Genomic DNA, 12,580 nt, shown 5'->3' on the forward strand with positions numbered 1-12,580 from the left:
TCCCTCGGGCGCTGGCTCGCGACTGACGCAGCGGCGGCCTTCGGGCTGGGCGCACCCCGGGACATCGAGCTGGCGCCCGCGGTGGCAGCCGCGCTGCTGCTCGACGCAATGCGCGGGCACCCGTCGGTCGGGGCGACCGCCGCGGCCGCGGCCGTTCACCTGTGCCGCCAGTTGGCGCTGCGGGCGATCCGGTCCCGGCACCTCGAGCCGCTCCTGCACGACTGGATCGGTGACCCGGACACGGCGGTCAAGACCGACCTGTGGCGGCGGTTGGATCAGGTGAATCTGGGCCCGGTGCTCAAGCCGGCCGATTTCCGGACCATCAAGGACGTGCAACGAGGCATCCGGGCCCGAACCGCCCTGCGGCCGGACCAGGCGCTCAGCATCGTCATGGAGAGTCTCGCCGCGAGCGCCGGCGCGCACGTCAGCTATGACGAGATCGAGGGGTACGAGGGCGTACTGGGCAGCGTCGCCGCGCTGGGCCGGCCGCTGGCGCCGTCGCCGGGGCAGGTGACGGCGCAGCGGGAGCTTCTCCCGGCGCAACGGGACGCGCTCGGGCGGGTGTTGTGGGGATCGGTGCAGCGATGGCATGGCCTGACGCTGCTTCCGGTCCCGCCGATCGTGCAGGATCCGGACTGCGCCCGCAGTGCGCAGCTGCTCGAGGCCCTCGTGGGGGTGATACCCGCAGCGGAACCACCGGCCAGCCAGGCGTGACGGGCTGAGCCCGTCCGCCACGACGCTTCCGATCGACATGCCGTGCCTGTCGATCGGAAGAATGTCGCCCCGGGTTGTTAGCGTGCCGCATTCGCCGGCGGGGGGCGGACGAGGTGCCGTGCCAGCCGTCATCATGCTGACCAGAAAGGGCGTGGACCGGGTGGACGACGCTGAGAAGAACGCACTGTTGATGTTCCTGGAGGCACAACGTTCCTGTGTTCTCGCGATTGTTGACGGCCTTGACCTCGACGCTCTGACCACCGCGGTGCTGCCCTCAGGTTGGACGCCGCTGGGTCTCGTGGAGCACCTCGGCTACGCCGAGCGACACTGGTTCCAGGAGATCGCCACCGGCTCCGTCGAGCCGCTGGCCTGGCCCGACGACGACCACACGCCCCTGACCACCCCACGGCCACCGTCGGTGGTCTTCGCGTTCTACCGGGCACAGTGCGAGCGTTCCAACACCGTCGTTGCCACGACACCACTGTCCGCGCCGGTGCGCGCCCGTCATCCCGGTTGGCTCGGCGACGAGGTCACCGACCTGCGGCGCATCATCCTTCACATGATCGAGGAGACCGCACGCCATGCCGGTCACCTCGACGTCGTGCGCGAGCTGATCGATGGAAAGACGGGGCTCGGACCTCGATAGCAGTTCCCCCTCGACCGTCGCCGAGAAATTTTCTGCGAAAGGCGGTAACCAAATCAGCTGACCAACCCGTCTGGTCAGCGACGGATCACCACAGCGGGTGGTCGGCCGGGGGAGGGGTTCGGGACATGGGTGACGTCCGTGTGCGTTTCACTGACGATTTGGCCCGGCACCCCGCCCCGCCGTTGGGTGATCTGGTTCAGCAGTCGATGGTCCAGGGCCGCCGGCTGCGCCGTCGGCGCCGCCTGGCACAGGTCGGCGCGGGCGGCTCGGCGCTGGTGATGGTGCTGGTGGTCGGGCTGGCTGTCGGGCCGTTCGGCGTCGGCGCGACTGACGTCGGTCCACCAGGCGGCGCGGCCGGTGGCTCGCCGGCCGCGCCGGTCGGCTCCGCCCCGCCGTCCCCGGTTCAGCGCTCCGATGGCCCCCCGGGTCCCGTGGGCGCCGACGACGAGGGGCGGGCGAACCCCTTCCGGGCGGGCCTGCCGACTTCCTCGACCACGGTGATCGGCACCGTGCGGATCGGCGTGGTACCGGACGGTGACCTGCTGCCCACCACACCGCAGGGGGCCCTGGAACTGCTCACCCGGCTGCTGCCCGAGGGCAAGACCAGCGGTTACGCGAGTCTGCAGGGCAGCGGGGCGGGCCCCGGCACGCCGTACGTGCAGCTCTACCTGGATCGGGGCGCTGGCCCGGGGATGCTGCGGCTCTCCGTCTACCAGGGCGGCCTCGGCGGCAACCCGGCCCCGGGGACGGTGGAGCTGACCGAAGTGCCCGACAACTGCGTACAGAACAAGATGGTCACGGTGCATCACCCCGATGGCGTCCAGGTCAATCTGATGATCTCGACGTGTGTGGACTGGGGCGCCAAGGGGATCTTGCCGGCACGCCCCGTCCTGTCCGTGGACGAGGCGACCGCTGTCGCCGCGAGCCCGATGTGGGGGACGAAACTGCCGGCGGAGTTCGTCGTCACCGGTTCCAAGAGGTTCCCGTCGCTGGCCCGGTCGAATGGCTGACGAGGACTTCGTCGAGTTCGCGCAGGCTGCCGCTGGCCGCCTGCGCGACGCGGCGTTCCTGATGTGCCGCGACTGGCATCTCGCCCAGGACCTCACCCAGACGACGCTGGCCAAGGTGTACGCCAACTGGCGACGGGTCCGCCGCGCCGACGACCCGCACGCGTACGCCCGCAAGGTGCTGCTGCGGTGCCTGATCGACCAGCAGCGTCGTCGCTCCAGCCGTGAGTTGGCGATGTCGGCTCCGCCGGACCGGGGCGAGGAACATCCGGCCGAGCTGCGCATGACGCTGCTGGACGCGGTCGCCACCCTGCCGTTGCGGGATCGGGCGATCATCGTGCTGCGCTACTGGGACGACCTGAGTGTGGAGACAGTCGCCGAGGTCGTGGGCGTCTCCGCCGCGGTGGTCAAGAGCCAGAGCATGCGCTCGCTCAGTCGTCTGCGCGAGGTGCTCGGCGAGACCCGGGCCGAGCTGTTCGCCGAGGAACGGCATTGATCGGTCCGGCTGCGGCCGACGTGCGACGGATCCCGCTGGTGCCGGGCCGCGCCTGTCGTACGGCGGCGAATGACCCACCACGCGCGGTCGTCACGAACGCGACCCACGGTGGCGAACATCTGTGTTGGGGGAGGTCCATGGTGTCCGTATCGAGCAGCGGGAGGGGCCGAGGCCGGCCTCGCGGCGAGGGCCGCGGCTCGGCCGCTGTCGTCCCGGTGATCCTGACCGCGTTGGTGCTGAGCGCCGCGGGGTGTCATCGGGGGGAGCCCGGCGTCGGCCCCGCTGCGCGGCACACCGCGAACGCGGAACCGGGCGGCTCGGGCATGCTGCTGGGGGCCGGCGAGCTGGGTTCGGACTGGCGCGAGGACGACGCGCGAACCGGTCTGCCGCCCTGGCCGTGGGAGCAGGACAACTGCCCCAGCTATCAGAGCAGCGACTACCCGGCCAAGTCGCATCGGCGCGCGGCCGTGCAGCGCTACTACCGGCCGTCTGACGGCTCGTCGCAGGCCCATCACGTCGTGGAGACGTACGAGCCGGGATGGGCCGAGCGGAATGTCGACGATGTCCGTCGCGTCCTGCTGCGGTGCGCGAGCTACCTGGCGTTCGGCTCGCGGGTCGCGTTCGACGTCGTCGATCCGCAGTATCTCGACGGCACCGGCATGCTCATTCGAGGTCGCATCGCGCGTGCCGACGCCCGGACCACCGTCAGGTGGTTCGTGATGCTGAGACGAGGCGAGACGGTTTCGACGGTCAGCGTGCCCGATCCGGGCAGCCGGGCCGCGGTGGACGTCATCGCGGCGAGGGTGGTGGCCCGCCTTGGCTGAGCGGAAAGGCCGGCAACTGCCGCGCCGGTGGGTTGTCTCCACTGTCGCCATGTCTCTCGCCGGTGTGGCGACGGCCGCCTTCGGCGCCACTCGCGATCGCCTCGGCGACCACCCCGGCCCGTCAGTCGGTCCTTCCCCTGCCAGTCCGATCCCCACTACACCGGCCGTCGACCGGGTCGCCGAGGCGAGGACGCGCATCGAGGCCTACGTGGACCGCTTCGACGGCCACCTGGCGGTCGCGGCACTGGACCGGCAGGGAACGGCTGCGGTGACGGCGGGCACCAAACGCTTCGAGACCGCCAGCATCGTCAAGGTCAACATTCTGGCGGCCCTGCTGCTGCGTCAGCGACCGCCGGGTAAAACCCTGGGGGCGAACACCCGGCGATTGGCCGAGGACATGATCATGTCCAGTGACAACGATGCGGCGGTGGCCCTGTGGCAGCGGATCGAGGGCTCGCGCGGCCTGACCGCCGCGAACCGCGCGTTCGGTCTGCGGGAGACCAAGCCCAACTCGCACTGGGGGCTCACCACGACGACGGCCGCCGACCAGCTCCGTCTCCTGACCGCGCTGACCTCGCCGACCGGACCGCTGACCCCGCAGGACCGTACCTTCATCATGGGCCTCATGACGAAGGTGATCCCCGAGCAGCGATGGGGGATCACCGCCGCCCGAGAGCCGGGCAATCGTTCCGTCTACGTCAAGAACGGCTGGGACACCGCTGACGTCGACGGAGGTCGTTGGTTGGTCAACAGCATCGGACGGATCGTCGAGGCCCGTCATGACTGGCTGATCGCGGTGCTCTCCGACCATCACGTGAGCCAGAAGGCCGGCGTCCGGGTTGTCGAGAAGGCCGCCACGTACGTGCTCAAGGAGCTGCGTGCCGCCACTGCCGACGATGGCCCTGCACAGGGGTAGGCCGCCTCACCTGGCACGCCGACGGGGTGACGGAGAGCGCGGTTCCTCAGCCTCGGTAGCCGTTCTGCTGGGTGCCACCCGACGGGGGAGAGCCGTACGAGCCCGGGAACCCGCCGCCGACGGGCCCGATGCGCAGCACCGCCGTCGGGGCGTCGGCCCTGCTCCCACCGGTCGGCGTCAGCAACTCGGTCGTCGCCGGCGTACCCGCCTCCGGTGCGTTCCTCCGACGCATCACGACCAGTACGAGCGCGCCCAGGCCGGCGGCGACGAGTAGGCCGCCGAGGAGGAAGAACGGCGACGTACCGCGTGCCTCGTCGCTGACGGCCTTGAACGTCGGTGGCGCAGCCTCCGGGGTGCCGTCGCCCGCCGCCGCGACCGGGCTCGCCTCCGCAGCGGGCGACGGGGACGCCTTGGTGGGCGCTGCCTCCACGGCGAGGGTCAGCCGCACGGTCGCGACGTCACCGGCGCTGCCCCGTACGGTCGTGCGAGCGGTGCGGTAGCCGTCCTTGGTCGCGCGGACAGTGATGGACCCGGCGGCGATCGTCTTGCTGGCGCTCGACGTGATCGAGAACTGGCCGCTGGAGCTGCTGGTCGTCCGGTATTCGTGCCCGGCGCTGTCCTGGATGGTCAGGGCCACGCCGCCGATCGCCTTACCGTCGGCGTCGCGGACCCGGCCGGAGACCCCACGCACGCCGGCCGCCGGCTTGTTCTCGCCCGACGACGCCGCACCCGGGCCGTGGACGTAGACCATCTTGTGGGCGTAACTGTTCTGCCCGGCAAGACGCACACCGACCGAGATGTTGAGGCCGGTGATCTCACCTGGGCGAGCGTCGGGGGCGACGAGCGTCGTGTCGAACGTCTGACTCCGGCCGGGCCCGAGGTTCGGTTCCACCCGGCATCCGGAGGTGCATCGCAGGCCGCCGCCGATCACCACGATGGCCGTCTCGGCCTTGCGTCCGTTGTTGGTGACCCGGTAGCGCAGGCGCACCGTGTCGTTGGGTTTCACGTTCTCCGCCGACACGCTCAGGATGCTGACGGTCTCCGGGGCCGCCGTCGCGGGTGCCGCCGACACGGCGAGCGTCCCGCCGGTCAGCGTGATCAGTGCGGCCACGGTCCAGCGGAGACGTAAGCGCGTCGTCACTTCCCACCACCTTCTGTACAGCGAGCAACCCCGTCGATGGCACCGCGGGCCACTATGCCCTGTCCGGAACGGGTTGCGCGACCTACCCCCGACGGCAGGGCCGGGAGACGCTGCCCGGTGCCACGTCCGCACCTGTTGTGAGCCAGCGCCCTGCGTTGTCGCCGTGCCAAGCCCGGCCGAGACTGTCAGTATCGTGGTTTGTGGAGCCGGTCCGCGTGAGCGAGGAGAAGGCATGAGTGACTGGAACGACAAGATCATCGCCGAGTTTCGCGCGAACGATGGGCAGGTCGGCGGCCAGTTCGCGGGCGCGCCGCTGCTGCTGTTGCACACGGTCGGCGCCAAAAGCGGCCAGCCTCGGGTGAACCCGATGATGTACCAGAAGGTGGATGGCGGCTACGCCGTTTTCGCGTCCAAGGGCGGTGCGCCCACCAATCCGGACTGGTACTACAACCTGCTCGCCAATCCGCGGGCCCAGGCGGAGATCGGCACGGACAAGGTCGAGTTGGTAGCCAGGGTGGCCACCGGGGACGAGCGGGAACGGATCTGGAGCGCGCAGAAGGCCGCGTACCCCGGCTTCGCCGACTACGAGCGGAAGACCGCCCGCCAGATCCCCGTCGTCGTACTGGAACCCGCGCCGTAGCCGACCCCGGTCACCCCACCCGCGACCATCAGGGCTTCACCGGGCGTGACCGGGCAGATCGCCGCGCAGGCGGTCCAACTCGGCGAGGTACATCGCCTGCATGCGGTTGTAGTGCCGGACCAGCAGTTGGACCTCCTCGGCGCTGTAGCCCTCGATGAGCCATTCCGCCCGCTCGGCGAATCGCTCGTACGGTCGCTCCAACTCGGCGACCCGGTCCGGCCGCAGGGTGACGATCACCCGCCGCCGGTCGGCCGGGTCGCGCTCGGTCGTCACGTAGCCGGCCTGCTGGAGCCGGCGGAGCATGCTGGTCACCGCCCCGGTGGTGAGGTTGGTCCGTTCGGCCACCTGCCCCGCGGTGGCGGATCCGACGTCCGCCAGGTGGTCCAGGCATTCCAGGTCGCTCACGGTGAGGCCGAGCCGCTCCGCGATGGCGTACCGGAACACCATGGACAGCCGCGACATCTCCCGCCCGGCGCGCATCAGCTCGGCGATCGCGGAGGCGGGGGCCGGCTCGTGGGGCATGCCCGCAATCATGCCTCCGGTACGGTGACCCGGTGCAGCCGAGGTAACACGCGGGTCAGCACCCAGTGCGGTGCGGCCGCGCCCCCGGTGAGGCGGCGCATCAACCCGGCGGCGGTGTCGACGGCGCGGAACGCGTAGGGCACCATCTCGTCCTGGTAGCCGGCGATCGCCTCCTCCACCGACGCGCCGCCGGAGCGGGCCTCGACCAGCTTGCGGCCGAGCAGGGCGGCGTCGCGAAGCGCGGTGTTGCCGCCGTGTGCGCCGAACGGCGGCATGACGTGCACGGCGTCGCCCATCATCGTCGCGCGGGGCACCGCCCACCGGCGTGGGCGACGGCCGGTGGCGAAGAGGTTGAGCACCGTGGCGTCCAGCTCGGCGGTGCCGACCAGCCGTCGGATGACCGGGTGGAAGTCCACGCTCCTCTGGGAGGCCAGCCTCCACAGCGCCAGCAGGTCCCCGCGGCTGTCGACGGGCACCTCCTGCTGCTGGAGCAGCAGTCCCCACATGACGTAGTCGTAGCCGGTGGGCGCGTAGTTGCCCGGGGCCAGGCGCCCGAACGCCTCCTGAGGGCTCTCGCCGAACCGCATGGAGGTGAAGAAGAAGGCGCGGCCCGGCCGGTCGGCGAGGGCCAGGACCCCGCTGGTACGCAGCGCCTCCGGGATGACGCTCTCGCCGTTTCGGTGGAGGGGCGACCGGCCGTAGATGCCCGCCATCGGGGTGTTCGCCGGGTCCGCGTCCGGCATGAGCTGTGGGCGTAGGGCCGAGCCGACGCCGTCCGCGCCCACGACGACAGTTGCCGCGGCGGCCCCGCCGTCGGAGAACCGCAGCCGCAGCCCCGCCGGGCCGCCGGTGTCGACGGCGACGGCGTCCTTGCCGTAGTGGATGCGCCCGTTCAGCCCGGACTGCAGGATCGACCGCAGGGTCAGCCGGTCGACCTGGCGGGTCGCGTGCGGCTCGTCCTTGAAGGTGATGGTGAACGCGTCACGCAGCCGGCTGTCGGTGAAGCGTAGGTGCCCGCCGGGTTCGTCGCCGGTGGCCAGCGCCAGCTGGTACAGCGCGCGCGGCAGGCTTTCGCGCAGCGCCTGCAGCCCGTGCCGGTCGAGAATGATGCGGTAACCCTGCCGCCGGACGAAGGGGCCCGCGTCCCGCTCGTAGACGTGCACGTCGATGCCGGCGCGCATCAGGTACTGGGCGAGGCAGAGGCCGGAGAGGCCGGCGCCGGCGATTGCCACCGAGAAGTCAGTCGATGTGCCCATGCGATTATCTTAATGACTAAGATGATTTGGGCAAGGGCCCGGCGCCGCCGCGTGTCAGCGGCCCTGCAGGCGCTTCACGTTGTCGCCGAAGGTCCACCCCTTCGACCCGTCCCAGTTCGCCGACCAGGTCATCAGGCCCTTGAGGCCGGGTACGGAGTTCCAGGCCTGCGTGACCAGCGACGTCGACAGGTAGCCGCCGCCCGCCCCGATCTGCGCGGGCAGACCCGGGACCTGCTTGTCGTACGGCACCCGGATCGTGGTGCCCTGGATGGTGAGGCCGTTGTTCAGGCACTGGGTCTGCACGGTGAAGCCCTGCACGGTGCCCGCCGGGTACGAGTCGCCGGCGCAGCCGTACATGCTGCCGTTGTAGTACTGCATGTTCAGCCACCAGAGCCGGCCGTTGTCCACGTACTTCTTGATGATCGGCAGGTACGAGCCCCAGATCGAGCCGTAGACGACGCTGCCGCCGGTGACGTAGGCCGTTTCCGGTGCCATGGTCAGGCCGAAGTTCGAGGGCATCCGGGCCAGCACGCCGTCGATGATCCGGATCAGGTTGGCCTGCGACGTGGACAGCGTATTGATGTTGCCGCTGCCGGTCAGGCCGGTCTCGATGTCGATGTCGATGCCGTCGAAGTGGTAGGCCGTCAGGATCGGCACGATCGTCGCGATGAACCGGTCGGCGACCGCGCTGGAGCTGAGGTCGATGCCCGCGGCGGCCCCGCCGATCGACATCAGGATGGTCGCGCCCGCCGCTTTGGCCTGGCACATCTCGGCCGGGGTGGCGACCTTCACGCCCGCGTCCATGCCGTTCTCCCAGAGGACCGTGCCGTCCGCGCGGATCACCGGGAACGCCGCGTTGATCACGTTGTAGCCGTGCTGGTTGAGCCGGCTGTCGGTGATCGGGATCCAGCCGAGGCCGGGGTGAACGCCGTTGGAGGCGCCGTCCCAGTTCTCCCAGTACCCCTGCAACACCTTGCCGGTGGGCCGTGACTTCACCGCGCACGTCCCGCCGGTCGGCGGCGGTGTGGTCGGCGGAGGCGTGGTCGGGGGAGGCGTGGTGGGCGGTGGGGTGGTCGGGGGAGGCGTGGTGGGTGGCGGCGTGCTTCCCGAGCACGCACCCAGGTCACGCCAGAGCGACGGCGTCGCGGCGGGGTTCCAGCCGGCGCCGGGGTGCGCGGTGTGGGTGACCAGTGCCTGGTAGAGCCGTCCGCCGTAGGTGACCTGGGTGCCCGCCTGGTAGGTGGTGCCCTCCGCCCAGGCCGGGGCGGTGCAGGCGATCATCGCGACGGCGTTGGCCGAGGGTGCTGCCGCCGTGCTGCTGGGGACGAAGGCGACGGCGGCCGTGACGGTCATCGCCGCCCCGGCCAGCACTGCGAAGATCCGACGGCTTCTCATGGCTCACTCCCCAAGGGCTCGACGACCCGCGACCTCCACATATTGACGTTCGTGACCGTGAATATCAAGGGTTGTTTACAGATAGCACGTGGCCGTACCGCGTCGTGCCCCACGCACCACGCCGAGGGCCGTTCCAGGCCCGGCCCCGACCGGGCCGGCGGCAATGGGAACGGCTGCCGCCGGCCCGGCTCGGAGTGACGTCAGAGTCGGGAGGTGAAGGTGGCCAGGAAGCGGTGCGGGGTGACCGCGCCGGTGTTGTCGAAGCAGATGACGTCGACGTCGGCGTTGGTGGTGTACGTCCATTGCTGGGTGAGGTGGCAGTAGTTGCTGCCGGCGCCCTGCGCCACCACCTGGGCGTGCGTCTCCTTGAGGCCGATCTGTGGGAAGGTCGCCAGGTAGCGGCCGGCGGGCGCCAGCGGCGCCACGGTGTTCGCGCCGACGCCGAGCACCGAGTTGTCGTTGGTCGGCCCGCCGACGGCGGTACCCAGGTAGCCGAAGTACGACGGCGGGCCGAGGGAGCCGATCACCGGCCGGCGGCGGTGGTACGAGAGGACGAAGTCGGTGTTGACGAACGCGCCAGCCTGGTCGTAGCAGAAGACGTAGACCTGCACGTCGGCCAGCCCCACCCCGGGCAGTCGCACCAGGTACTGCCCGACGCCCAGCGGTCCGACAGCGTTCGCGACGCCGGTGGAGTTGTACGACTGCGTCATCAGGCCGCTGCTCCACTGCACGTACGCGTGGGAGGTGCCGGCCGGCAGCACGCCCGAGCTGGTTGTCCAGAGCACTGTGAACGGAGTGTCCTCGCGCGTGCCACCGGGACGGTGGCACTGCACGTCGACGATCTCGTCAGCGCCGGACTGGAACCAGCGGACCACCTCGCAGTAGTGACCGGTCCGGTTCACCGGGGTCACGTGGGGAACGCCCCGTGAACTGGCACCTATCTGCGGGAAGCGGACCTGGAACCGGCCGGGTGCGAGTTTGACGCCGTCGGCCCAGGCGGCCGGGAACGCGGTTTTCCAGCTGCCCCACTGCCGGCTGGTGTCCAGCACCGTCCAGACCGGCACGGTGGGGTCCTTGACGTACGCGAAGCCCCAGCGGTCGGCGGTGGCCGCCGTGGCCGGTGCCGCCGGAGCGAGTGCGCTGGCGGCCAGGACGGTGGCCAGTGCCGCGGTGACGAACGATCGGAGACGCATCTGTTCCTCCAGTCGACGGGAACATGTCGGAGAGGAGCGTGCGCGTAGTGACTCCATGGTCACAGTCGGCTACCTCGCGCTCCGGTGTCGGCTGTCCGCCACTGGCGCCTCATGGCCGATCGGCAGGTGTGTCGGGCCGGGGGCATTCTTCTGGTCCTGACTCGACGGCCTGTTCAGCGTGGTACCAATACCCAGATAGGCCAAGCCGACAGAAGTGGGCGGCCCATGTCGACAAGGGCAGCAGCGCTGCTTCGAAAGCCGGGGCAACCGCAGCGACCGAGCCTTCTGGAGCTCTTCTTCGACCTGGTCTTCGTCTTCGCTCTCAACCGGGTGTCGCAGCGGCTGGTCGAGGAGCTCACCGAGCGGCGGATCGTCCTCGTCGAGGCCGGCGAGACCCTGCTGTTGCTGCTGGCCTTCCTGGTGCTGTGGTTCGTCACGGCCTGGGTCACCGACCTCTACGACCCACAGAAACCGCAGGTCCAGCTCCTGGTCTACACGGCGATGCTCGGCGCGCTGGTGATGGCGGTGGCGGTGCCGAACGCGTTCGCCGACAGAAGTCTGGCCTTCGCTGGCGCGTACGTGGCCGTCCATATCGCTCGTGGGCTGATCATCGTGCCGATGCTGCGCGGCCATGACGCGCAGCGCCGAGCGGCCGGGGTGTTCTTCTGGTTCGCGTTGTCGGCCGTGCCCTGGCTCGTCGGCGCGATAGCCACGGATCAGGCCCGAGTGCTGTTGTGGACGCTGGCGATCGGCATCGACTGCATGGCACTGCTGCTGTTCTATCCCACGCCGTGGTCCTGCCCCACCCCACGGCAGTGGCCCGTCATGGCCGAGTACCTGTCCGAGCGCTACCGACAATTCTTCATCATCGCCCTCGGCGAGCTGATTCTGACGACCGGCTCGGCCTACAGCGACACGTCCTCCGGGCAGGGCGGGGCAGCCGCAGCCTTCGCGGTCTCCTTCATCACGACGGTGCTGCTGTTCCGCGTCTACCTCTTCCGGGCGGGCCAGCTGTTGCCCGAGGCGATCAGAGCCTCCGCCGACCCCTCGCACCTCGTCCGGGACGCCTTCCTCGCGCACGTCCTCATGGTGGTCGGCATCGTTGCCGTCGCAGTCGGATACGAAATCGTGATCGAACACCCGTTCGGGCACACCGAAGCGGCATGGATTCTCATTGTCCTGGGCGGACCGATGCTGTTCCTGATCGGGCGGGCCCTGGTGGAACATGCCGTCTTCGACCGGGTGTCACGCTCTCGGATCATCGGCGCCGCGGTGATCGCCGGCGCCGCGCCGTTCATGATCCGGCTGCCGCCGCTGGCTGTGGCCGTCACCGCCGTCGTCGTCCTCGCCGGCATCGCCGCCTCCGACGCCATCCACGCAAGTGGCAAGCCGCCTGAACGGCCGCACCCGCCCCACCCCAGGCAGTGAGCGGTTCGGGCTAGCCGTCACGGTTCAGGCGGGGCGGGTGACGATGGTCAGCGTCCTGCGGACGAATTCCAGTGCTTCGTCGCGGAGCGCCGGGGTTTCGGCCGAGACGATGAGGTAGCCGGCGCGTTCCGCGCTCCAGGTGGCCGCCGGCACGACGTCGCCGGGATTCTTCCACCAGCCGCACGCGACGAAGGCCGGGTGTGCCTCAATCTCGGCCGTGCCCCGCATCTCGACCAGGATGCCGGGTGGCGCGATGGGGAGATAGCTCGCCGCGTACGCGACGGGGCCCGACGGTGGTTCGGGCAGGGGCATCGCCATGGCAAGCCGGACGACCATCTCGAACCAGTCCAGGCCGTAGGTGAGGCTGAGCAGATCCATGAGGTAGTCGCCGGGGGTCCGGAC

Annotated in this window: 14 protein-coding genes; 8 read left to right on the forward strand and 6 right to left on the reverse strand. The window is 70.3% G+C overall.

Annotated elements, in window-relative coordinates:
- The 6 genes from KBX53_RS07885 to KBX53_RS07910 form a co-directional block, all read left to right on the forward strand.
- A partial coding sequence (locus KBX53_RS07885; RefSeq protein ID WP_210858324.1) for a hypothetical protein occupies window positions 1–714 on the forward strand: 714 nt, incomplete at its 5' end.
- A 118-nt stretch (window positions 715–832) separates the two neighbouring features.
- The gene (locus KBX53_RS07890) at window positions 833–1,360 is read left to right on the forward strand and encodes a DinB family protein (RefSeq protein WP_210858325.1); all 528 of its coding nucleotides are present in this window, start codon (window positions 833–835) and stop codon (window positions 1,358–1,360) included.
- 125 nt (window positions 1,361–1,485) lie between these two features.
- Entirely contained in the window at window positions 1,486–2,370 is an 885-nt protein-coding gene (locus KBX53_RS07895; protein ID WP_210858328.1) for a hypothetical protein, read from the forward strand.
- Window positions 2,363–2,863, forward strand: coding sequence for a SigE family RNA polymerase sigma factor (locus tag KBX53_RS07900; RefSeq protein WP_030330920.1), 501 nt, complete (start codon window positions 2,363–2,365; stop codon window positions 2,861–2,863). The genes KBX53_RS07895 and KBX53_RS07900 overlap by 8 nt, the downstream gene beginning before the upstream one ends.
- A 215-nt stretch (window positions 2,864–3,078) precedes the next feature.
- Window positions 3,079–3,687 carry a hypothetical protein gene (locus KBX53_RS07905; RefSeq protein ID WP_210858329.1) on the forward strand — a complete coding sequence of 203 codons (609 nt, stop codon included), beginning with the start codon at window positions 3,079–3,081 and terminating at the stop codon, window positions 3,685–3,687.
- A gap of 208 nt (window positions 3,688–3,895) precedes the next feature.
- The gene (locus KBX53_RS07910) at window positions 3,896–4,603 is read left to right on the forward strand and encodes a serine hydrolase (RefSeq protein ID WP_210858330.1); all 708 of its coding nucleotides are present in this window, start codon (window positions 3,896–3,898) and stop codon (window positions 4,601–4,603) included.
- Between the two features lie 46 nt (window positions 4,604–4,649).
- Here the strand turns inward: KBX53_RS07910 and KBX53_RS07915 are convergent, their stop codons facing one another.
- Window positions 4,650–5,744, reverse strand: coding sequence for a carboxypeptidase-like regulatory domain-containing protein (locus tag KBX53_RS07915; protein ID WP_210858331.1), 1,095 nt, complete (start codon window positions 5,742–5,744; stop codon window positions 4,650–4,652).
- 232 nt (window positions 5,745–5,976) lie between these two features.
- Between KBX53_RS07915 and KBX53_RS07920 the strand changes: the two genes are divergently transcribed.
- Window positions 5,977–6,384, forward strand: coding sequence for a nitroreductase family deazaflavin-dependent oxidoreductase (locus KBX53_RS07920; RefSeq protein ID WP_210858332.1), 408 nt, complete (start codon window positions 5,977–5,979; stop codon window positions 6,382–6,384).
- Between the two features lie 36 nt (window positions 6,385–6,420).
- On the opposite strand, the gene KBX53_RS07925 is transcribed toward KBX53_RS07920, so the two are convergent.
- From KBX53_RS07925 to KBX53_RS07940, 4 genes are all read right to left on the reverse strand, one after another.
- Window positions 6,421–6,906, reverse strand: coding sequence for a MarR family winged helix-turn-helix transcriptional regulator (locus KBX53_RS07925; protein WP_245233599.1), 486 nt, complete (start codon window positions 6,904–6,906; stop codon window positions 6,421–6,423).
- An 8-nt stretch (window positions 6,907–6,914) separates the two neighbouring features.
- A complete protein-coding gene (locus tag KBX53_RS07930; protein ID WP_210858333.1) occupies window positions 6,915–8,162 on the reverse strand; it encodes an NAD(P)/FAD-dependent oxidoreductase in 1,248 nt (415 codons plus the stop codon).
- 54 nt (window positions 8,163–8,216) lie between these two features.
- Window positions 8,217–9,557, reverse strand: a complete 1,341-nt coding sequence (locus tag KBX53_RS07935; RefSeq protein WP_210858334.1) for a glycosyl hydrolase family 18 protein — start codon at window positions 9,555–9,557, stop codon at window positions 8,217–8,219.
- 200 nt (window positions 9,558–9,757) lie between these two features.
- Window positions 9,758–10,750 carry a hypothetical protein gene (locus KBX53_RS07940; protein WP_210858336.1) on the reverse strand — a complete coding sequence of 331 codons (993 nt, stop codon included), beginning with the start codon at window positions 10,748–10,750 and terminating at the stop codon, window positions 9,758–9,760.
- Window positions 10,751–10,861: 111 nt separating this feature from the next.
- On the opposite strand from KBX53_RS07940, the gene KBX53_RS07945 reads away from it, so the two are divergent.
- Complete coding sequence (locus KBX53_RS07945; RefSeq protein ID WP_247675273.1) at window positions 10,862–12,178, forward strand: low temperature requirement protein A; 1,317 nt, start codon at window positions 10,862–10,864, stop codon at window positions 12,176–12,178.
- 24 nt (window positions 12,179–12,202) lie between these two features.
- On the opposite strand, the gene KBX53_RS07950 is transcribed toward KBX53_RS07945, so the two are convergent.
- Window positions 12,203–12,580: hypothetical protein (locus KBX53_RS07950; RefSeq protein ID WP_210858344.1), on the reverse strand; the 378-nt coding region annotated here is incomplete at its 5' end.

The sequence above is a fragment of the Micromonospora sp. M51 genome (assembly GCF_018070305.1).
Taxonomy (GTDB): domain Bacteria; phylum Actinomycetota; class Actinomycetes; order Mycobacteriales; family Micromonosporaceae; genus Micromonospora; species Micromonospora parva.

Bases quoted from the DNA above. Each gene is read 5' to 3' on its own strand.
- KBX53_RS07925 (WP_245233599.1), bottom strand. From the start codon at position 6,906: ATGCCCCACGAGCCGGCCCCCGCCTCCGCGATCGCCGAGCTGATGCGC.
- KBX53_RS07945 (WP_247675273.1), top strand. From the start codon at position 10,862: ATGGCCGATCGGCAGGTGTGTCGGGCCGGGGGCATTCTTCTGGTCCTG.
- KBX53_RS07900 (WP_030330920.1), top strand. From the start codon at position 2,363: ATGGCTGACGAGGACTTCGTCGAGTTCGCGCAGGCTGCCGCTGGCCGC.
- KBX53_RS07940 (WP_210858336.1), bottom strand. From the start codon at position 10,750: ATGCGTCTCCGATCGTTCGTCACCGCGGCACTGGCCACCGTCCTGGCC.
- KBX53_RS07930 (WP_210858333.1), bottom strand. From the start codon at position 8,162: ATGGGCACATCGACTGACTTCTCGGTGGCAATCGCCGGCGCCGGCCTC.
- KBX53_RS07935 (WP_210858334.1), bottom strand. From the start codon at position 9,557: ATGAGAAGCCGTCGGATCTTCGCAGTGCTGGCCGGGGCGGCGATGACC.
- KBX53_RS07920 (WP_210858332.1), top strand. From the start codon at position 5,977: ATGAGTGACTGGAACGACAAGATCATCGCCGAGTTTCGCGCGAACGAT.
- KBX53_RS07895 (WP_210858328.1), top strand. From the start codon at position 1,486: ATGGGTGACGTCCGTGTGCGTTTCACTGACGATTTGGCCCGGCACCCC.